Genomic DNA, 19,967 nt, shown 5'->3' on the forward strand with positions numbered 1-19,967 from the left:
CGCTGACCGGCCCGGACCGGTCAGCGCCGGGGGCCGGTGCGTCGGCCTGGATCCGTGGGGCGTGCGGGCCCTCTGTGCTCCGTGAGCTGCCCGGGCTCCCCGTGCTGCCTGGGTTCCCCGTGCTTCCCGCGCTCTCCGGGACTCCTGCGCCTGCGTGGCTTTCGGCGTGCCCGTGGACCCCTCCGTCGACCAGGACCGCGACCCGTTTCGGGTCGGACAGGAGAGCGGCGACCGCCTCGACGGGGGTGTCCTCGGCGCTGCCCGGCGCGAGGTCGTCGGCGAGCCTCCTGACGGCGCCGTGCGGCAGCGCGGCGAGCAGCACGCGCGCGGGCGGGCCGAGCTGGGCGGGCTGGGGGAGCAGGTCGCGCAGCACCTGGACGGGGCGCAGCCGCCCCCGGTCGGGCCAGACCAGGGCCAGGCGCAGCAGGGTGTCCAGGGCCGCGCCGACCGGTCCGTCCACAGCGTCGTGGGCCGACGCACCGGCCCGTGCGTTGGCCGTCCCGTCCACCCGGTCGGCCTCGCGCACCCCCACCGGTCCGAGCGCGTCGGCCAGGTCGGCGGCGGGCACCCCCACCGGCTCGGACATCCGGTCGTCACCGAGCGCGACCACCGACTCCAGCACCTGGAGCGTGAACCGGTCCAGCCGTTCCAGGACCCGCAGAACGGTGTTGCGGGTGGTGGCCCGTGAGGCGAGCGCGCCGATGTCGGCCGGGACGGGCTGGGCCAGGTCCGGGCGGGCCCGCAGCAGGGCGACGAGTGCGTCGTCCGACCTGCCGCGCAGCCAGGAGGTGAACGTGGGGGGACGGCCCGACGCGGGGGCCGTGCGGTCCCCCATGCCCGGTTCGCGCCCGTCGGGTGGTGCGTTGTCGCTCATCGGTTCAACGCTAAGCGATCAGGGCCCCGGTGTTCGCGTCCGTCCCCTGTGGCTTCCGCGACTGCCTCCGGCACACCGCAGCAGACCGTATCCGAAGGAAAATCGGTGACCGAAACTGAGAAGTAGGGCTTAAAAGCCAGGTCATACTGAGCCAATATGGGGGCATGACCCAGCGCTCGGAACAACTGGTACTCGATTATCTGTCCGAGGTCGGCCTGGAGCTGCACGGTCGCATGACCGCGCAGGAACGCACCGCCTACCTCGCCGGAGTGCGCTCGCGCATCAACGCCCGCCGCGCCGCCGCGGGACACGACGTGGACACCGTCCGGGGGATCCTCAGGGGGCTCGGCACGCCCCGGGACCTGGTGGAGCGGGACCTCGACGGCCGCGACCTCGACGTCGAGGACGACGAGCTGATCCCCTCCAGGCCGCGCCACGCCGACCGGCCGCCGCCGCCCTGGCGGGGCGGCCCCAACCGCGGGCTCAGGTCCCTTCTGGAGGGGCCCGGCCAGACGGAGATGCGTATCCGGGGCCGCCGCGCGGACCGCGGCGACGGGTCCGGCCGAAGCGGTGGGACCGGACGTGCGGACCAGCCCGGCCAGGGGGCTCGGACCGGCCGCGGCGGCCCGGTGGCGGTGGCGCGCCGCCACCCGCCCGAGGCCGCGGCCCTGCTCCTGCTGCTGCTGGCCGTGCCCTGGTGGTGGGACCTGGCCTTCCTGTGGGTCCTGGGAGCGGCCCTGATCCTGCTCAGCCAGGTGTGGCCCGCCCGGGACAAGTGGATCGGCGTGGGCCTGCCCCTGCTCTCCTGCGCGCTCGGCATGGCCCTGTGGAGCGGCGAGGCCGAGTTCGTCGACGAGTACGTCCAGGAGTCCCTGACCGCCACCGGGGTCATCGGCCTCGGCGTGGCCTCCCTGGTGTGCGTGGTCTACCTCTACTCCCGGTTGTCGCGATCGGCGCCGCCCGCGCCGGACGCCGCGGCGCGCTGAGGCCGTGCGCGCGAAGCGCTGTGCCGCGTCGAGGCGTGCGCGGTGTCGTCCCAGTTCACCGGCCTGGTCCCGCTGGTCATTGCTTGGCAAACGCTGGGGAATAACCTTTTCCGGTCGGCCCGTTACCGCGAGTCCGAACACACGGATTCGGGTAGTCATGTCGGTACACCGCCTCTTTCGCTGGGCGGTCGCGTCAGTACCGGTGACCGGGCCTCCAGTCCGGTCGCCACAGCAGCCGAGGCGGCCCGTGTCTCCGCCGAGTCCCGTCCCACACTCCGCACCCAGCGGTGAGGGGCCGCCGTCGGTGTCGCGAGGCCCGGATGATCCGCATCCGGGCCTCCTCGCCGTGTCCCCAGGGCCCGCGCCGTGCCCCGGCAAGCCCCGCCCCGCCGGGCGTGGGCGGGGATCGACGGCTGTTTATACCCTCGCGCCGGTGAGCCCGCGGGCACTACTTTGGAGACACCCGTGGAAAAACCAGGGGCGTCCCGGCGACGTGCGGACGGCGCGGATCCCACCGCACCCGCCCGCGCCCCGTCTCCGGCGCGCCCGCCAGTGAAAGCATGAGGTCCCCAGGTGCCCACCGGCAAGGTCAAGTGGTACGACGGCGACAAGGGTTTCGGTTTCCTCACCCGCGACGACGGCGGTGAGGTCTTCGTGCACTCCTCCTCGCTCCCTCCGGGCACCGCGTCGCTGCGCCCTGGCCAGAAGGTCGAGTTCGGCGTGGCCGAGGGCCGCAAGGGCGCCCAGGCGCTCCAGGTCAAGCTCCTGGAGGACCAGCACTCGGTCGTCAGGGCGCGGCGCAAGAAGCCGGACGAGATGGTGGTGATCACCGAGGACCTCATCAAGCTGCTGGAGGGCCTGTCCAACGGCTACCGCCGGGGACGCCACCCCGAGCGCCGTGATGCGGCCAGGGTCGCCTCCGTGCTGCGCGTGGTCGCCGACGACCTGGAGGCCTGAGCGGCTGCCGTGTCCCCGGGGACGGTGGGAAACGACGCACCCGGGTGACGGGGCCGGTGGGATTCGGTCCGGTCCGGCGGGTTCGGTCTGCTTTGGTTTGCCTCGGTCCGGTTCGGTGTCTCCGGTTCCCGGGTGGTCAGAGGTCCGAGACCGGTTCCGGAGGATGTATCGGGCGAACCTTGACCCTCGTTATGGTCAAATCGGTGCTCGCGATCAGTGAGAATGGGGGCGTGAGCCCTACTCGACGTTCTCCTGTACCGGACAAGGCATGTATCGAGGCGGTGGAGCTGGCTCGCTCGGTGGCCGCCGAGGTCGGGCGACCCGAGTGGGTGGGTGAGCACCTCGCCCCCCAAGTCGAGGACACCCGCCTGGTCACTCACCTCTTCACCTGCCTGGACCCCGCCTACCCGGGGTGGAACTACGCCGTCACCGTGGTCCGCGCCTCGCGCGCCAGACAGGTCACGGTGAACGAGGTCGTTCTGCTGCCCGGCGAAGGCGCCCTCGCCCCGCCCGAGTGGGTGCCCTGGAAGGAGCGGCTGCGCCCCGGCGATCTCGGCGTGGGCGACCTGCTGCCCGCCGAGGAGGACGACGAGCGGCTCGTCCCCGGCTACGCCCAAGTGCCCGACAGCGAGCTGGACGCCGAGGGCGAGGACCGGCAGGTGATGTGGGAGCTGGGCCTGGGACGCCGCCAGGTGCTCTCGGAGGTCGGACGCGAACAGGCCGCGGAGCGCTGGTACAACGGCGAGGGCGGCCCGCGCAGCCCGATCGCGACGGCCGCGCCCGCCCGCTGCCTCACCTGCGGTTTCATGACACCGCTCGCCGGTGAGCTGCGCCAGATGTTCGGTGTGTGCACCAACGAGTACGCCCCCGACGACGGCCGCGTGGTCTCGATGGACCACGGCTGCGGCGCCCACTCCGAGGTGCGCCGCCCCGAGTCGCGCAACGATCCGGTCAAGCCGGTCGTCGACGAGATGGGCTACGACCACATCGTCTTCGACGACACCGCCGAGCTGGAACTGGTCTCCTCCGATTCTTGAAGTCGGCGTACGCCAGCGCTGTTTGAGGACCGACGTCCCCGAAGCTGTTTGACGCCGACGTGGGCCAGCGCTGTCTGACGCCGGTGTACCCGGCGCTGTCCGGGTGCGTGCCGCGTTCCTGTGCTGTCCGAACGCGCCGCCTCCTCCCGCCGCTGTGCCGCCGCGCCGCACGATCCGACCCCAGCCCTCCGCTCCGGTGGGCTAGGGTCGGTTTACCGCATCCGCTCCCGCCCCGGGTGCACCGTGCCGGGCCGTGCCCGCAGCGCAGGAGGAAACCACCATGGCCGAGCCGCTGACCGCTTCGGTGGCCGATCCCTACAACACCGCCGAACTGCGCCGACGCGTCCTCGCGGCGTGGGCCGACGCCCCCGCGCGCTTCCGTGAGGACGCCAACGCGGAGGAGGACTTCGCGCTCGGCGGCTACCGCGACCGGGTCGTGGTCGAGTTGGCCCAGAACGCCGCCGACGCCGCCCGCCGCGCGGGCGTCCCGGGACGGCTGCGCCTGGCGCTGACCGGCCATCGGCTGACCGCCGCCAACACCGGCGCCCCCCTGACCGCCGAGGGGGTGGAGTCGCTGGCCACGCTGCGGGCCTCCACCAAGCGCGGTGAACAGGGCTCCGCCGGACGCTTCGGCGTGGGCTTCTCCGCGGTGGCGGCGCTCAGCGACGACGTCACCGTCGACTCCGGCGGCTCGGCCGTCCGCTTCAGCGCCGAGGCCGCCCGCGCCGCGGTCACGGCCCTGCTGGGCGACGACGGCGTCCACGGCGGGCTCGCGGAGGAGGTGGAGCACCGTTCCGGGCACGTGCCCATGCTGCGCCTGCCCTTCCCCGCCGAAACCGTTGGCCGGGGGGCCTCCGGGGCCCCTGGTGGAGGAGGGGCAGTCGGGCTCTCCGCCCCGGGTGAGGGCGCCGAGGGCTACGACACCGTCGTCACCCTCCTGCTCCGCGACGACCACGCGCGCGACCGGGTGCGCGAACTCCTGGACCGGACCGGCGAGGCGCTCCTGCTCGCCCTGCCCGGCCTGGTCGAGGTACGCGTGGACGTCGAGGGCGCCGAGCGCGTCCTCACCCGTGAGGAGGCCACCGGAACGGCCGACCTGGTCACCGCGCACCTGGACGGCGACGGCACCCGGGCCACCCTCTGGCGGACCGTCGAGCGCTCGGGCGCCTTCGATCCCGCCCTGCTCGCCGACCGCCCCACCGAGGAACGGGGCCGCACGTCGTGGTCGCTGATGTGGGCGGTCCCCGTGGACGAGGACGGCGCGGTCGCCGCCCTGCCCGCCGACGTCGAGCCCGTGGTCCACGCGCCCACGCCCACCGACACCGAACTCGACCTGCCCGCCGTCCTCATCGGCACCTTCCCGCTGGGCAGCGACCGGCGCGCGGTCCAGCCCGGGGCCGCCACCGACCTGCTGCTCATGGAGGCCGCCGAGGCCTACTGCGCCCTGTTGCGGCGCTTCGACCCCCGGGCGGCGCTCGACCTGGTGCCCGGAACCCGTGTCGGCGGCGGCGCCGTCGACGCCGTCTTCCGCGCCCGCGTGGCCGAGCCCCTCCAGGACGCCCCGTTCCTGGTGACGGCGGCCGGTGCGCCCGTCGCCCCGCGCGACGCCGTACTCCTCGACACCGGGGGGCCGGGCGGGACCGACGGCCTCTCCGCCGACCTCGTCTCCGTCCTGTCCGAACTCGTTCCCCGGCTGCTGCCCGGAAGCTGGAGTTCGCGCCACCCCGCGCTGGCCGCCCTGCGCGTCCACCGCCTCGGGCTGGCCGACGTCGCCGACCTGCTCGCCGACACCGACCGGCCCCCGCGCTGGTGGGCCTCGCTCTACGCCGCCCTGGACCGGGCGGGCAGGGGCGGCGCCGACCTGGACGAGCTCGGCGCCCTGCCCGTCCCGCTGGCCGACGGAAGGCTCGTGCGCGGACCCCGTTCGCTGCTGGTGCCCTCGGAGGACTGGTCGGCGACGGCGGGCGGCGCGCGGGACGACGAGCGGGACGACTGGGACGGCCGGGACGAGCAGGACGGCTGGGACAGCCGGGACGATCGGAGTGCCCGGGACGGTCGGGACAGCCGAGGAGTCAGGGACGGCTGGGACGCACGGGACGACTGGGGCGAACGCGGGCCCCTGGACGCCCTGGCGGCCCTGGGCGTGCGCGTCGTGCACCCCCAGGCCGTCCACCCCCTCCTCAATCGCCTGGGCGCGGTGGAGGCCAGCGCCGCGACCGTCCTGCGCGACGGGCGCACCGAGGCCGCCGTCCGCGCCTCCCTGGACGCCGACGACCCCGACCCCGTGGCCGAAGCCGTGCTGGACCTGGTCTCGGCCTCGGGGATCGGCGTCGCCGACGTGCCCTGGCTCTCCGAGCTGGCCCTGCGCGACGACGAGGACGGCTACTCGGTCGCCGCGGAGCTCCTCGTGCCCGGCGCGCCCCTGGCCGACCTCCTCGTGGACGACGCCCCCTTCGGCACCGTGCACCCGGACCTGGTCGAACGGCACGGGACCGAGGTCCTGCGCGCGGTCGGCGCGCTGTGGGAGCTGACCGCGGTCCGCGCCGAGGAGGTCGCGCTGGGCGAGGACCTGGCCTCCGCCTTCGACGGCGCGGCGGGGGAGGAGGGCCCGGACGGCCTGGAGGACTGGGCCGACGAGGTCCTCGAACGCGTGGGCGACCCGGAACTGCCGCCGGTCGTCCCCGAGCTGGTGTGCGTCGTCGACCTCGACTACGTGGCCGACGAGCAGTGGCCCCGCGCCCTGGCCATGCTCGCCGAGGGGCCGCTGCGCGAGGCGGTGACCGCCCCCGCCCGCGTGCTGCTGCCCGACGGCCGCGTGACGGACGTGCCCTCCTACACCGCCTGGTGGCTGCGCACGCGGGCACTGCTGGGCGGGAGCGCGCCGGCGGGGCTGCGGATCGGGGACGCCGACCCCGCCCTGGTGGGCCTGTACGACGAGGTGAGCGCCGACGTCGACCCGGAGTTCGCCCGCGCGCTGGGCGTGCGCACCACCCTGGACGACGTTCTGGCGGATCCGGACGGCGCGGACGACCTGCTCACCCGGCTGGCCGACCCCCAGCGGCACGTGGACCGCGCGTCGCTGCGCAGGGTGTGGGCCGCCCTGGCCGGGGTGGACACCGACCTGGTCACCCCGCCGTCCCGCGTGCGTGCGGTGCGGGGCGGGTCGATCGTGGTGGCCGACGCCGAGGACGCGGTCGTGGTGGACTCCCCGGACCTGCTGCCGCTGCTGGAGGAGCAGGAGCGGGCCCTGGTGCTCGCCCCGGCCGAGACGGCCGAGGCCGTGGCGGACGTGCTGGACCTGGACCTGGCCAGCGAGGTCGTGACCGGAAGGGTCGGCTCGGCGGGGCAGATGCGCCAGGTCCCGGACGAGGCGGACCTCTTCCTCGACCCGGCGGGGGAGCCCGACCGCACCTACCTGCACCACCAGACGCTCACGGTGGACGGGGTGGAGGTGGAGTGGTACGTCGCGGACGGTTCGGCGCACGCCTCGACCAGTGACGGGCTGGCCCGGGCGCTGTGCTGGCGCGCGGGGCAGTGGTCGAGGAGGCACGTGCTGGCCGACGCGCTGCGGGAGCCGGGGGCGGCGGCGAGGCTGCTGGCCGAGGCCGACCTGGACGACTGAGGCCGTCGCCGACGCTCACAGGAGCGTCCGGAGGCCGGTCGGCCCCGGTTCGCAGGCCCGGTCGGCCTCCGGGCCGGGGCCGACGACGAAGGACGCGGTTCCGGCCCCAGGGGTGAGGAGCGCAACTCCTCGGCCGCACCCGGCCGGGTGCGGCGGCCAGCGGTCAGGCCGGAACGCTCGTCAGGTCCGCGTCCTCGTCCCGGGCCTCGTCCCAGGCGAGCACCTCCACCTCGTCGCCCACGGCCAGCGATCCCGGTCGGGTGACGGCGAACTTGGCGCCGAAGGCCACCCCGCCCTGGGCCCTGCGGTAGTCCGCCAGGGTGCGCAGCGGTTCGGGTCCCGCCTTGGCGCCCCGGGACTGGTCGACCGTCGTGGCCACGCAGCGGACGCACACCTTGGCGTAGCCCAGCTCCGCGGTGCCCAGGCGCAGGGCGCGGACGCGGTCCTCGGTGTGCGGCTCGGCCCAACCCGACACCACGATGTTGGGCCGGAAGCGGTTCATCGGCACGGGTTCGGCGCCCCGGGCGAGGATGCGCTCGCTGAGCAGGTCGAGGGAGGCCCGCGACACCATCAGCACCGCGGTGCTGTCGGCGAACGCGCTGGTGCCCGGGGTCATCCCGTCCACACGGCGGTCGTGGTCGTCGGGCACCCGCACCAGGCGGCTGGGCGCGCCGAGCACCTCCGACAGCCAGTCCGCGGCCTCGCGGCCCTGGTCCACGCCGACGAACGGCTGCCGGTGCATGGTCACGTCCAGGCGCGGGCCCCCGGGGTCGACCTCGACCTCCAGGGGCGCGAACCCGTCCGCGCCTGAGTTCGTGCCCGGCTCCGGGCCCCACCCCAGGCTCAGGCGCGTGCCGTCCGCGGTGACCCCCGCGCGGATGAGCGCCATGCGGGGGTCGTTGCGCTGGCTGCGGAAACCCCCGGCGTCGTCGACCACCATGAACGCGCGGTCGTGCGGGAGGCCGGTCGGCGCCATCTCGGCGGAGGGCACGGACGTGCCCGCGCATCCCTTGACCGGATAGTGGACGAGTTCCTCGATTCGGGCCATGGGCAGACGCTATCGCATCAAGGCTGGCTTATATAGGTGTTTGCTTATACAGTGAGGTCATGCACGCCTTCGATGTCCTCGGGGACCCCGTTCGGCGCCGCCTGCTGGAGCTGCTCAACGAGGGCGAGCACTCCTCCGGCGAGCTGACCGAGGTCGTACGAGCCGAGTTCGGCATCTCCCAGCCCGCCGTCTCCCAGCACCTGCGCGTGCTCCGGGAGAACGGCTTCGCCACCGTGCGCAGGGAGGGCACCCGCAGGCTCTACGCCGTCGACCCCTCGCCGCTGCGCGACGTCGACGCCTGGCTGCGGCGCTTCGCCGCCCGCTGGGAGCCCCAGCTGATGGCGCTGGAGACCGAACTGGCCCGGGGAAGGCGCGAACGCCGGGAGTCCGCCGACGAGGGGCGGGACCGATGAGCAGGGGGAGTACACCATGGACGTCCGGAAGCAGATCGACGCGGTCGGCCGCACGGTCGAACTCAACGGCGCCGGAGCCGACGCCGCCGTCACGCTGACCCAGGACTACGACGCGCCGATCGGGGACCTGTGGGACGCCTGCACCAGCGCCGAACGCCTTCCCCGGTGGTTCCTGCCGGTCACGGGCGACCTGCGCGAGGGCGGCACCTACCAGCTGGAGGGCAACGCCGGGGGTCGGGTGCTCTCGTGCGACCCGCCGAACTCCTTCCGCGTGACGTGGGAGTACGGCGGGGAGAGCAGCGAGGTGGAGGTCAGGCTGACCGCGCTGTCGGACGAGCGGACCCGCTTCGCGCTGACCCACTTCGCGCCGCTCAACGACTTCTGGGCCCAGTACGGCCCCGGCGCCACCGGTATCGGCTGGGAGCTGGGGCTCCTCGGCCTGGGCCTGCACCTGGCCTCGGGGACCGACATGCCGTCGGAGACGGCGGGCTGGGACAGGACGGAGGAGGCCCGCTGGTTCATGGAGCTGAGCGGACGCCTGTGGGGTGAGGCGCACGCCGCCGCGGGCGCCGACCCGGAGGAGGCCCGGGCCTCGGCGGAGCGGACCGTGGCCTTCTTCACCGCCGAGCCCGAGGCCTGAGCCCGCCGGGGCCGTCCGTCCGGGCGGCCCCGGTCAGCGGGCCACCCGGAAGAACCCCTCCGAGATGAGGGTGCGCAGCGCGTCGGGCGTGCGCTCGCGCACCAGCGCGGGGTCCTCGCCGATGAGCTCGGCGATCACGTTCAGCAGCGGGCCCACCGGCATGGTGCCGTCGCACACCCCGGCGAGGGCGGCCTCCACCGTCCCCACGCGGGCCACGCGCCGCAGGCCGTCGCGCTGGCGCAGCAGGATCTTCTCCGGGTCCGGCGCGCCGGGGCGCCCCACCCTCTCCTCCACCACGCCCGGCGCGAGCGCCACGTGCGCGGACAGCAGCGCGGCGTCGGTCAGGCGCAGCGCGGTCATCGCCCCGTCCACCACGTCGGGCAGGTAGGGGCCCACGGGCCGCTCGATCTCGTGCCGCAGCTCCTCCACGCGCACGGTCGCGTCCTGGGCGACGTCGTTGCGCAGGCAGATCCACCCGAACCCGATGCCCTTGATGCCCTCGCGCTCGAAGTAGTCGAGCCAGGCGTCGTAGCGGCGGGTGTACTCGGGGGTGCCGTGCTCGCAGGAGTCGCGCAGCCACAGCTCCACGTACTCGGCGGGGTCCTGCACGTCGCGTTGGACCACCCAGCCCGAGCACCCGGTCCCGGTCACCCAGCCGCCGACCCGGTCCTCCCAGTCGTCGCCGTCGCGGTGCACCCAGTTCGCCAGGATCTGGCACCAGCCGCCCTCGGTCAGGTGCGCCGGGGCCTGCCGCACCAGCTCGGCGCACACGGTGTCGCCGGGCAGGTCCGACTCCCGGTAGGTGTACCGGGAGGAGTCGGGGGTGATCACGAACGGCGGGTTGGACACGATCAGGTCGAAGCGCTCGCCCTTGACCGGCTCGTACAGCGACCCCTGTTCCAGACGGGCGTCGGTGACCCCGGACAGGGCCAGGCTGATTCCGGCCAGGCGCACGGCGCGCGGGTTGAGGTCGGTGGCCACCACCTCGCGCGCCCGCGAGGCCAGGTGCAGGGCCTGCACCCCGCAGCCGGTGCCCACGTCCAGGGCGCGCTCGACCGGCCCGCCCACGATCAGCTGGGACAGGGTGGAGGAGGCGCCGCCCGCGCCCACCACGTGGTCGGGGGCGGGAACGGCACCGCTGCCGGGGCGCACCTTGGGATCGGAGACCACGAAGCCGGGTCTGCCGTCCTCCAGCTCCCAGGGGCCCAGGTGCACCAGGGCGCGCACGACGGGCCCGCTTCCGCCCTCCTCCACGGTGACCAGGCCAGCCTCGGCCAGTTCGTCCACGGGCAGGATCGAACGCGCGGCGCGCGCGGGGATGGGCGACCGGAGCCACCACAGGCGCAGCAGCAGTCCGAGCCGTTCGTCGCCGCCGGTGGCGCGCAGGGCGGGCACCAGCTCCTCACGGGCCAGTGCGCGCGCGGCGGCGTCGCCGAGGCGGTCACGGACGCCGGACACCGTGTAGTCGGCGTCGATGAGGATGCCGCGGAGTCGCTCGGCCAGACCGCGCGGAAATCTCGTCTCAGACACCCGCCCATTATCGGGCAGAACCGCGGTGCCCCGCCGGGGGGTGCCCGGCGCTGGTCAGGAGTGGTCGGCCCGGCGCTCGGCCGCGTCGGAGCGCCTGCGCAGCAGGCGCGGTATGTACAGGAACCCGAACACGCCCAACGCGATCCCGGTCACGCAGACGCCGATCCACCAGCGCTCGGTCGCGGGCAGCCCGTCGCCCAGGGCGATGAGGACCACGAGCGCCACCGTCCACGCCAGGGTGCCGATCGCGGCGGGCACGCGGTAGTCGCTCTCGTGGACGTCCGGGTCGGGCTGGCGAGGTTTGCGCACGGTCCCAGGCTATCCGCTCACCGCGGGGGAAGGGGGTGTGCGCGACGGGGGCCGCCCCGCCGCGCGGGGACGGAGCGGGGAGGGAACGGGGACGGATTCGTCACATCCGGGAAGCCGATCATCCGGCCATATGGTCTTTCCTCCGAAAAACCGGGGAAAGGTGTGGCCGGGGTTGTGTGAACATGCAACTAACCTGACGCAGAATCCTTCTTGTCCCGTAAGTACGACCAGGTCAGGCTGACGACGTGAAAACTCCAAGTCCATCCCCCAGCGGCACCGGCAAGAGGCCGTCGGGCCCCCTCGACCGCTACTTCCGCGTCTCCGAGCGCGGGTCCACCGTCGGCACCGAGGTGCGCGGAGGCCTGGCGACCTTCTTCGCCATGGCCTACATCGTCGTCCTCAACCCGCTGATCATCGGTACGGCAGAGGACGTCAACGGAGAGACCCTGGGCATCCCCCAGGTGGCCGCGGTCACCGCCCTGGTCGCCGCGATCTCCTGCGTGCTCATGGGCGTCGTCAGCCGCTACCCCTTCGCCATCGCGGCGGGCATGGGACTCAACGCCGTCGTCGCCTACGGCATCGCGCCGGTCATGCCCTGGTCCGACGTCTTCCTGCTGATCGTCATCGAGGGCGTGCTGCTGCTGATCCTGGTGCTCACCGGGTTCCGCACCGCGGTCTTCGCCGCCATCCCGCCCGGCCTCAAGGTCGCCATCGCCGTCGGCGTGGGCCTCTTCCTGGCCCTGGTCGGCCTGGTCAACGCCGGTTTCGTGCAGGCCGGTGAGGGCACCCCCGTCCAACTCGGCAACGGCGGCCTCCATGGCTGGCCGATCCTGATCTTCGTCGTCGGTCTGCTGATCACCGTCGCCCTGTACGTGCGCAAGGTGCCGGGCGCGATGCTGATCGGCATCATCGTCTCCACGCTCGTCGCCCTCCTCGTGGAGTCGCTGTTCGGCGGCGGCGACAACCGCCTCGGCTGGAGCCTGACGGTCCCGACCCTGCCCACCGGCGGAGGACTGGTCGCGCTCCCCGACTTCTCGCTCATCGGCATGTTCGCCGACGGCGGTCTCAACGTGTTCTCCCGCTGGGCCGACATCGGCATCGCCACCGTGGTCATGCTGATCTTCACGCTGCTGCTCGCCGACTTCTTCGACACCATGGGCACCATGGTCGGTGTCGCCCACCAGGGTGACCTGGCCGACGAGGACGGCAACATCGAAGGCTCCCGCGAGGTGCTGGCCGCCGACTCCATCGGCACGGTCCTGGGCGGTCTGGGCTCGGCCTCGGTGGCCACCATCTACGCCGAGTCCGCCGCGGGCGTCGGCGAGGGCGCCCGCACCGGTATCGCGCCGATCGTCACCGGCGCCCTGATGATGCTGGCCACCCTGTTCACCCCGCTGGTGAACCTGGTGCCCTTCGAGGCAGCCACGCCGGTGCTGGTGATCGTGGGATTCATGATGATGGTCCAGGTCGTCAACATCGACTTCACGGACCCGGCGCTGGGCCTGGGCTCCTTCATGGCGATCATCATGATGCCCTTCACCTACTCGATCGCCAACGGCATCGGGTTCGGCCTGCTGACCTACGCCTTCGTCAGCCTGGTCACGGGGAAGGGACGCCAGGTCCACCCGCTGCTGTGGCTGATCTCGCTGGTCTTCCTGATCCACTTCGCCGAGGCGCCGATCAACGCCCTGATCAGCTGAGGCACGGCCTTCGCGCCGTACGGGAATTCCGGCGGCGGTGGACGGCGTTGACTCCGGTGATGAGTCAACGCCGTTTACTTATTTGTCCGCCTTGTCCACCCGGTCGAGATCGAAGCCGACCGCCGGTGGCCGCACCAGTCCCTCCCCACGCGCTCGCGGGGAGGGACTGATGCGGCGTATCGCCATGTTCCGGTCCCTGGCCAACCGCAACTACCGGCTGTACGCCCTGGGCCAGCTGCTGTCCAACCCCGGCACGTGGATGCAGCGCATCGCGCAGGACTGGCTGGTCCTCCAGCTCAGCGGGGGCAGCGGCATCGCGCTCGGCATGACCACCGCCCTCCAGTTCCTGCCCATGCTCTTCTTGGGGTTGTGGGGCGGGGCACTGGTCGACCGGATGGACAAGCGCAGGCTGCTGGTCTGCACCCAGGCCGCCATGGGCGTGCTCGCGATCGGCCTCGGAATCCTGGCCACCGCGGGCGCCGCGCAGGTCTGGCACGTGTACCTGTTCGCCTTCGGCCTCGGCATGATCACCGTGCTCGACAATCCCGGGCGGCAGGCCTTCGTCCCCGAGATGGTCGACCGCGAGCACCTGTCCAACGCCATCGCGCTCAACAGCGCCAGCTTCCAGCTCGGCCGGGTGACCGGTCCGGCCGTCGCCGGTCTGCTCATCGCGGTCATCGGCAGCGGACCGGTCTTCCTCATCAACGGCGCGTCGTTCGGGTTCACCATCCTCGCCCTGACGATGATCCGCGCCTCCGAGCTCAACCCCACCGAGCGGGTGGCCCGGGGCAAGGGGCAGATCCGGGAGGGGCTGCGCTACGTCGGCGGCAGACGCGACCTGGTCCTGCTGCTGGTGCTGGCCGCCGCCACGCAGTTCTTCGGGGCCAACAGCCAGAACCAGATCGCGTTGATGGTCAACAACGTGTTCGAGGCCGGGGCCGACGCGTTCGGCGTGGCCGCCGCCTTCCTGGCCGTCGGCGCCCTCGTCGGCGCCCTGCTGGCCGCCCGCCGCGACCGGCCCCGGCTGCGGCTGGTGCTGATCGGGTCGCTGGCCTTCGGCGCGCTCCAGGTGGTGGCGGGGCTCATGCCCGGCTACGTGTCGTTCATCCTGGTGCTGGTGCCCATGGGCATGGCCTTCATGACGTACGTGACCACGCTCAACGCCACCTTCCAGCTCAGCGTGGACCCGCGGATGCGCGGGCGCGTCATGAGCATGTTCCTGCTGGTGTTCATGGGTGTGGCGCCCATCGGCGCGCCCGTGGTGGGACTGCTCGCCGACACCTTCGGCCCGGAGACGAGCCTGGTCATCGGCGGCGCGGTGACCCTCGTGGTCGTCACGGTCATCTCCGCCCTGCTCTTTCGGACCAAGAACGTGCGCCTGCGCGACGTGCTCCCGGGGCGGCGCCCCTCCACGGACGCGGAGGCCGCGGGACCGGAGGCCGCGGGACCGGAGGCCGCGGGACCGGAGGCCGCGGAGACCGGCGACGAGCGCGAGGAGACCCCGGAGGCGGAGCACGAGCGGGTGAGCGTCGAGCGCCGCCCGGACGGCTCCACCGGAATCCGCATCGTCCCGGACGAGAACGGGACCCGACCGGACACGGTCACCCGCGCCTGAGACTCCCGGTCGTGCCCCGCCGTCCTCGGGGCACGACCGGGGCAGCCGCCCCACCCGCCGACGGCCGCTCACCAGACCACCGGGCCGACCGCCAGCGGACCCGGCACCGCCCGGCGGGACTCCGGTGTGCTCCGGGGGCGGACCCGAAGGCCCCGCCCGGGGCAGAATGAGGGCATGAGACTGTTCGCGGCACTGGACCCGCCCCCCGACACGGCGGACGCGCTGCGCCGAGCCGTCGACCGGGGCCGCGACCACACCCCCGACCTCCGCTGGGCCAGCCCCCGCGAGTGGCACCTCACCCTGGTCTTCCTCGGCGAGGTCGACGAGGCCCTCCTGCCCGCGCTCGGCGACGCCCTCGGCCGTGAGGTCCGCCAGCACGAGCCCTTCCACCTCGCCGCCGACGGCTGGGGCGCCTTCCCGGGCGACCTCCGCCGCGCCTCCGTGCTCTGGGCCGGGCTCGGCGGCGACACCGCGTCCCTCGGCGCCCTCGCCGACGGACTGCGCGCCGCCGCGGCCGGGATCGGCGTGCCCGTCGAGCGCCGCGCCTACGTGCCGCACATCACGGTCGCCCGCAGCCGTCCCGCGCGCGACCTCACCGGCACCGCGGACGCCCTTGGAACACTGCGCGGCCGCAGGTGGCGGGTCCGCGAGGCGCACCTGGTGGAGAGCAGGCCGGGGCGGGAGGACCGCTACCGAACCGTCCGGACCTGGGGGTTACGCTGGGAAGCGGATCCCACCCGACCTCCTGAGCGGAGCGCGTCATGAGCATGCTCACCAACAACCGCAAGCAGCGCTGGCTGCTGCCCGTGGTTCTGGGGGGCATCATGCTCATCGTGCTCCTGGGCGCCCTCGTCGGCTGAGCCGCCGCGCGTCTGCTCCCCGCCGGCTCCGGGGCCGCTCCGGCTGGCTTCCCCGGGGGTCACGCGGACGCGGCGGCCAGACTCACCGCGCGCGTGATCAGATCCGCGTTGTCGTGCGCCTCCTCGCCGTCGGGCAGCCGCATGGTGTCCTCCAGCCCCATCCGGATGTCGTAGCCCGAGACCACCGCCGACTCCAGGATCGGCCAGGCCGTCGCGTCGGCCCCGTGCAGCATCCGCGGCTGGTTCGTCCCCGCCCGGTCCAGCAGGGAGCAGATCGCCTCGGCGTTGCGCCGGGCGTCCTCCACCGCGACCTGCGTGGGCTCCACCAGGACCGCCGCCACCCTGAGCTTCGTGGCGACGAGGATGCGCGCGGCCTCCACCGTCCACACCCCGGCCTCCACCCCGATCCGGCGGTCATCCAGCAGGTGCGCCAGATCCACCGAGCCCGCCTCGTGCAGGTTCACGGTGACCGAGTCCGGCAGCGCCGACGACGCCCAGCGCTGCACCAGGTCGTAGCGCCGCCAGGGATCCGACTCCGCCGACAGCGACGTGGTCAGCGACACCGGCACCCGCGGCCCGTCGGCGCGCAGCCGCTCCATGAGCGGACCCACCACCTGGGGCGCCAGCGACTCGGCGCCGGTGGGGTCGCGCGGATGCAGGTGCAGCTCGGTCGCGCCCGCCGCCACCACCGCGTGCGCGTCCGTCACCAACTGGTCCACGGACACGGGCAGGGCGGGGTGCGCTCCGGGGCGGCGGTCCCCGTTCAGACAGGCGACGATCCTCATGAGTGCCCTCCTAACGGCGCTCCGTAAGCCCAATGTGCCCGTTACCACCCGGGTACAAGCCATCCGTGGCGTTCCCTGGCAGGATGTCGGTCATGAGAACTCCGCTCGTTCTTGCCGCCGCCGCCCTCTTCGCGACCCTTCCGGCCGCCCCGGCCCTGGCCTTCCCCGAGGACCCGAGCGGCTCCGACACCGGTGGTGTCGACTACCCCCGCGGAGGTGAGGGGCCCGAGGGCTCCGAGATCGCCTTCGAGTTCCAGGACCCGAGGATCTCCGAGTCCAGCGGAATCGCCCCCTCCCTGCTGCACGAAGGCGTGTGGTGGACCCACAACGACAGCGGTGAGCACCTCAGCGAGGTGTACGCGGTCGACGAGGAGGGGCACACGGTCGCCACGGTCACGCTCGACCTGGACCGGCGCGACTGGGAGGCGGTCCAGGTCACCGAGGCCCCCGACGGGACGCCGTCGGTCCTGGTGGCCGACATCGGCGACAACTTCAACGGCGGCTGGCCCGACGTCAGCGTCTACCGCTTCCCCGAACCCGAGGCGCTCGCCGACACGGTGGTGGACCCGCAGGTGTTCACCTTCACCTACGAGGACGGGGGGCGCGACGCGGAGTCGCTGATGGTCGACCCCCGCGACGGCCGGATGTACGTGGTGTCCAAGGAGTTCTCCGGCGGCCTGTACGCGGCGCCCGAGGACCTCGAACCCGGGGCCGAGCACGTCCTGGAGCGGATCGACTCGGCGCCGCTGTTCGCCACCGACGCCGCCTTCAGCCCGGACGGCAGCCGCTACGTCATCCGCACCTACTGGGGCGCCACGGTCTACGACGCCACCGAGGGCGTGCCCGGCTCCTCGCTGGGCGCGTTCGACCTGCCCGAGTCCGACCAGGGCGAGGCCATCGCCTTCACCCCCGACGGCACCGCCCTCATGGCCGGGACCGAGGGGCCCGGCGCGCCGGTCTGGCGGATCCCGCTGGAGGAGCGCTACCTCGCCGAGGAACCGCCGGTGCGGGAGGTCGCCGCGCAGGAGTCACCCGCCGGGGAGGGCGGGACCGTCGAGCCCGAGACCCGGGGCGCGCTGCCCTTCATCGTGGGCGGCGCCGCGGTCGCCGCGCTGGTCATCGTCGCGATCGTCCTGCTGGCCCGACGGGGCTGACCTCCCCCTACTTCTCGGGCTGAGGGTCCAGGAAGTGCTCGCGCACCAGGAAGGCGTGCCGGGAGAAGTCGGTGAACACGCCGTCCACCCCGGCCTCGAAGAAGGCCTCGTACTCGGCGGCGAAGGACCCGTAGTCGCCCGGCTCGCCTTCCGAGCGCAGTTCGGCGGGAAGGAAGTGGTTCTCGCTGCGGAACGTGTACGGGTGCACCAGGAGTCCGGCCGCGTGCGCGTTCTCCACCAGGTCGGTCGGCTCCCCCAGTACCCCGTCCTCGGTGGGGATGACCAGGCTCTTGGCGGGGCCGATCGCGTGCGCGAACGTCGCCACCTCGGCCAGGCCGTCCGGCGTGGTGTGGTGCAGCCAGTGCTCCTCGGCACCCATGAGGTAGACCAGCGGCAGCTCCGTCACGGCCAGCTTGCGCAGGCTCTCGGCCTCGAAGGACTGGAGGAAGACCGGCACCAGCGGCTCCGGGCCCGTCAACCCCGCCTCCCGCAGGGCCTCGATGAGCACCGGCTCCAGCTCCAGGCCCTGCGCCTCGTGGTAGGCGGGGTGCTTGGTCTCGGGGTAGATCCCGATCGGGCGGCCCAGCTCCTTGGTGAGCGCCAGCGCGAGCTCGACGACCTCCTCCAGGGTCGGGATCCCGTAGGTCCCGTCCATCACGGCGTTCATCGCGCGCACGTCCTGGAGGCGCTCCACCGCGCGCAGCGTCCGGATCTCCTCGAGCGTGAAGTCCTGGGCGAAGAACCCGGTCACCTCGCGCCCGTCGACGGTGCGCGTGGTGCGCCGGTCGGCGAACTCGGGGCGCTCGGCCACGTCCGTGGTCCCGCCGATCTCCTGCTCGTGGCGGCAGACCAGCCTCCCGTCCCTGGTCGCGACCAGGTCCATCTCGATGAAGTCGCCGCCGTGCCGGGCCCCCAGCTCGTAGGAGGCCAGCGTGTGCTCGGGACGGTGCCCCGACGCCCCGCGGTGCGAGATGATCTTGATGGGGAGTTCCTTCTTGTTCCTGCGCACAGCCGAACCGTCCTGAGAAGCGAGATGCCGGGAAAAGGGGGAGGCCGACCCGACACGGGTCGGCCTCCATTGTGCAACGCGGGGCGAACGGGTCAGGACAGCTCGGTGAGCACGTGGTCCACGCACTCGGTGAGCGCGCGCACGTCGTCCGGGTCGATCGCGGGGAACATGGCCACGCGCAGCTGGTTGCGGCCCAGCTTGCGGTAGGGCTCGGTGTCGACCACGCCGTTGGCGCGCAGGACCCTGGCCACCGCGGCGGCGTCCACGTCGTCGCTGAAGTCGATGGTGCCGACCACCTGCGAGCGCTTGGCCGGGTCGGTGACGAACGGCGTCGCGACCGGCGACTTCTCCGCCCAGTCGTAGAGGACCGAGGAGGACTCGGCGGTGCGCGCCACGGTCCACTCCAGGCCGCCCTGGCCGTTCATCCACTCCAGCTGCTCGGCGAGCAGCAGCAGCGTGGCCACGGCCGGGGTGTTGTAGGTCTGGTCCTTGCGGGAGTTGTCGATCGCCGTGGGCAGCGAGAAGAACTCCGGCACGTAGCGGCCGCCGGCCGCGATCTCCTCCACGCGGGCCAGTGCCCGGGGCGACATGACGGCCAGCCACAGCCCGCCGTCGGCGGCGAAGCTCTTCTGCGGCGCGAAGTAGTAGACGTCGGTCTGGGCGATGTCGACCGGCAGGCCGCCCGCGCCGCTGGTGGCGTCCACGAGGACGAGCGCGTCCTCGTCGGCGCCCGCCACGCGCCTGATGGGCGCGGCCACACCGGTGGACGTCTCGTTGTGGGTCAGCGCGTACACGTCCACACCGGCCTCGGCCACGGGCTCGCCGTGGCTGCCCGGGTCGGTGCTGATGACCGTGGGCTCCTGGAGCCAGGGCGCGCCCTTGGCGACCTTCGCGAACTTGCTGGAGAACTCGCCGAAGGCCAGGTGCTGGGACTTCTCACGCAGCAGGCCGTGCGCGGCGATGTCCCAGAAGGCGGTGGTGCCGCCGTTGCCGAGGACCACCTCGTAGCCGTCGGGGAGGGAGAACAGCTCGCTCACACCGGTGCGCACCCGGGAGACCAGGGACTTGACCGGCTTCTGCCGGTGGGAGGTGCCCATGTAGCGGGAGCCGGAGGCGGCCAGGGCCTCGACCTGGGCGGGGCGGACTTTGGACGGGCCACTGCCGAAACGGCCGTCGGAGGGCAGCAGGTTCGCGGGGATCTGAATCTCGTCGGTCACGCCCACCAGGGTAGTGGCGGCGACGGCGGCGGGGCCGGTCAGGGCCGCGGTTCGACCGCGTGAAACGACGTGAGGAACCGGGCGCGATGTCACATTCCTCAGGGTTCTGGGCGGTATGGGTGAGCCACATTTCGGTTAATACGGGTGCGTTTTCCGCTCGGAGTGTGTCTTGTGGAATGAGTTTCGGGGGAACGCCACTCGGACGGCGAAC

General features: G+C 73.2%; 16 protein-coding genes and 1 pseudogene. 10 read left to right on the plus strand and 7 right to left on the minus strand.

Annotation, left to right across the window (positions count from 1 at the left end):
* A pseudogene (locus ACSIH6_RS24245) lies at positions 1–874 on the minus strand (helicase); the annotation flags it as partial.
* Positions 875–1,038: 164 nt separating this feature from the next.
* On the opposite strand from ACSIH6_RS24245, the gene ACSIH6_RS24250 reads away from it, so the two are divergent.
* The 4 genes from ACSIH6_RS24250 (at position 1,039) to ACSIH6_RS24265 (ending at position 7,476) form a co-directional block, all read left to right on the plus strand.
* Positions 1,039–1,860, plus strand: a complete 822-nt coding sequence (locus ACSIH6_RS24250) for a hypothetical protein (protein WP_435110608.1) — start codon at positions 1,039–1,041, stop codon at positions 1,858–1,860.
* A gap of 573 nt (positions 1,861–2,433) precedes the next feature.
* Entirely contained in the window at positions 2,434–2,817 is a 384-nt protein-coding gene (locus ACSIH6_RS24255; protein WP_435110609.1) for a cold-shock protein, read from the plus strand.
* Positions 2,818–3,098: 281 nt separating this feature from the next.
* Positions 3,099–3,854, plus strand: a complete 756-nt coding sequence (locus ACSIH6_RS24260; RefSeq protein ID WP_017563570.1) for a DUF3027 domain-containing protein — start codon at positions 3,099–3,101, stop codon at positions 3,852–3,854.
* Between the two features lie 280 nt (positions 3,855–4,134).
* Positions 4,135–7,476 carry a sacsin N-terminal ATP-binding-like domain-containing protein gene (locus ACSIH6_RS24265; RefSeq protein WP_435110610.1) on the plus strand — a complete coding sequence of 1,114 codons (3,342 nt, stop codon included), beginning with the start codon at positions 4,135–4,137 and terminating at the stop codon, positions 7,474–7,476.
* Between the two features lie 163 nt (positions 7,477–7,639).
* On the opposite strand, the gene ACSIH6_RS24270 is transcribed toward ACSIH6_RS24265, so the two are convergent.
* On the minus strand, positions 7,640–8,524 hold the full coding sequence (locus tag ACSIH6_RS24270; protein WP_435110611.1) for an MOSC domain-containing protein: 885 nt from the start codon (positions 8,522–8,524) through the stop codon (positions 7,640–7,642).
* Positions 8,525–8,583: 59 nt separating this feature from the next.
* Here ACSIH6_RS24270 and ACSIH6_RS24275 point away from each other — a divergent pair, with 59 nt between their 5' ends.
* Both ACSIH6_RS24275 and ACSIH6_RS24280 read left to right on the plus strand, forming a co-directional pair.
* A complete protein-coding gene (locus tag ACSIH6_RS24275) occupies positions 8,584–8,937 on the plus strand; it encodes an ArsR/SmtB family transcription factor (protein WP_435110613.1) in 354 nt (117 codons plus the stop codon).
* Positions 8,938–8,953: 16 nt separating this feature from the next.
* Positions 8,954–9,577, plus strand: coding sequence for an SRPBCC domain-containing protein (locus ACSIH6_RS24280; RefSeq protein ID WP_435110614.1), 624 nt, complete (start codon positions 8,954–8,956; stop codon positions 9,575–9,577).
* Positions 9,578–9,610: 33 nt separating this feature from the next.
* Here the strand turns inward: ACSIH6_RS24280 and ACSIH6_RS24285 are convergent, their stop codons facing one another.
* Both ACSIH6_RS24285 and ACSIH6_RS24290 read right to left on the minus strand, forming a co-directional pair.
* Entirely contained in the window at positions 9,611–11,107 is a 1,497-nt protein-coding gene (locus ACSIH6_RS24285) for a DUF7059 domain-containing protein (RefSeq protein WP_435110615.1), read from the minus strand.
* A 54-nt stretch (positions 11,108–11,161) separates the two neighbouring features.
* Positions 11,162–11,416, minus strand: a complete 255-nt coding sequence (locus ACSIH6_RS24290) for a DUF2530 domain-containing protein (RefSeq protein WP_150253874.1) — start codon at positions 11,414–11,416, stop codon at positions 11,162–11,164.
* Between the two features lie 245 nt (positions 11,417–11,661).
* Between ACSIH6_RS24290 and ACSIH6_RS24295 the strand changes: the two genes are divergently transcribed.
* From ACSIH6_RS24295 to thpR, 3 genes are all read left to right on the plus strand, one after another.
* Entirely contained in the window at positions 11,662–13,116 is a 1,455-nt protein-coding gene (locus ACSIH6_RS24295) for an NCS2 family permease (protein ID WP_435110616.1), read from the plus strand.
* A 169-nt stretch (positions 13,117–13,285) separates the two neighbouring features.
* A complete protein-coding gene (locus ACSIH6_RS24300) occupies positions 13,286–14,731 on the plus strand; it encodes an MFS transporter (protein WP_435110617.1) in 1,446 nt (481 codons plus the stop codon).
* Between the two features lie 174 nt (positions 14,732–14,905).
* Complete coding sequence (gene thpR, locus ACSIH6_RS24305) at positions 14,906–15,496, plus strand: RNA 2',3'-cyclic phosphodiesterase (protein ID WP_435110619.1); 591 nt, start codon at positions 14,906–14,908, stop codon at positions 15,494–15,496.
* Between the two features lie 154 nt (positions 15,497–15,650).
* Here thpR and ACSIH6_RS24310 read toward each other — a convergent pair whose 3' ends face one another.
* A complete protein-coding gene (locus ACSIH6_RS24310; RefSeq protein WP_435110620.1) occupies positions 15,651–16,376 on the minus strand; it encodes a 3-keto-5-aminohexanoate cleavage protein in 726 nt (241 codons plus the stop codon).
* Positions 16,377–16,468: 92 nt separating this feature from the next.
* Between ACSIH6_RS24310 and ACSIH6_RS24315 the strand changes: the two genes are divergently transcribed.
* Positions 16,469–17,530, plus strand: coding sequence for a hypothetical protein (locus tag ACSIH6_RS24315; protein ID WP_435110621.1), 1,062 nt, complete (start codon positions 16,469–16,471; stop codon positions 17,528–17,530).
* Between the two features lie 7 nt (positions 17,531–17,537).
* On the opposite strand, the gene ACSIH6_RS24320 is transcribed toward ACSIH6_RS24315, so the two are convergent.
* A complete protein-coding gene (locus ACSIH6_RS24320; RefSeq protein ID WP_435110622.1) occupies positions 17,538–18,539 on the minus strand; it encodes a glycerophosphodiester phosphodiesterase family protein in 1,002 nt (333 codons plus the stop codon).
* 92 nt (positions 18,540–18,631) lie between these two features.
* Positions 18,632–19,762 carry a phosphoserine transaminase gene (gene serC, locus ACSIH6_RS24325; protein WP_435110623.1) on the minus strand — a complete coding sequence of 377 codons (1,131 nt, stop codon included), beginning with the start codon at positions 19,760–19,762 and terminating at the stop codon, positions 18,632–18,634.
* Positions 19,763–19,967 lie beyond the last annotated feature (205 nt).

Source organism: Nocardiopsis synnemataformans, assembly GCF_965343085.1.
GTDB lineage: Bacteria > Actinomycetota > Actinomycetes > Streptosporangiales > Streptosporangiaceae > Nocardiopsis > Nocardiopsis alborubida.

What these genes read in the sequence shown, in the direction of transcription:
- ACSIH6_RS24315 (WP_435110621.1), top strand. Translation starts at nt 16,469, where the DNA reads ATGAGAACTCCGCTCGTTCTTGCCGCCGCCGCCCTCTTCGCGACCCTT.
- ACSIH6_RS24300 (WP_435110617.1), top strand. Translation starts at nt 13,286, where the DNA reads ATGCGGCGTATCGCCATGTTCCGGTCCCTGGCCAACCGCAACTACCGG.
- ACSIH6_RS24280 (WP_435110614.1), top strand. Translation starts at nt 8,954, where the DNA reads ATGGACGTCCGGAAGCAGATCGACGCGGTCGGCCGCACGGTCGAACTC.
- ACSIH6_RS24250 (WP_435110608.1), top strand. Translation starts at nt 1,039, where the DNA reads ATGACCCAGCGCTCGGAACAACTGGTACTCGATTATCTGTCCGAGGTC.
- thpR (WP_435110619.1), top strand. Translation starts at nt 14,906, where the DNA reads ATGAGACTGTTCGCGGCACTGGACCCGCCCCCCGACACGGCGGACGCG.
- ACSIH6_RS24310 (WP_435110620.1), bottom strand. Translation starts at nt 16,376, where the DNA reads ATGAGGATCGTCGCCTGTCTGAACGGGGACCGCCGCCCCGGAGCGCAC.
- ACSIH6_RS24270 (WP_435110611.1), bottom strand. Translation starts at nt 8,524, where the DNA reads ATGGCCCGAATCGAGGAACTCGTCCACTATCCGGTCAAGGGATGCGCG.
- ACSIH6_RS24275 (WP_435110613.1), top strand. Translation starts at nt 8,584, where the DNA reads ATGCACGCCTTCGATGTCCTCGGGGACCCCGTTCGGCGCCGCCTGCTG.
- ACSIH6_RS24265 (WP_435110610.1), top strand. Translation starts at nt 4,135, where the DNA reads ATGGCCGAGCCGCTGACCGCTTCGGTGGCCGATCCCTACAACACCGCC.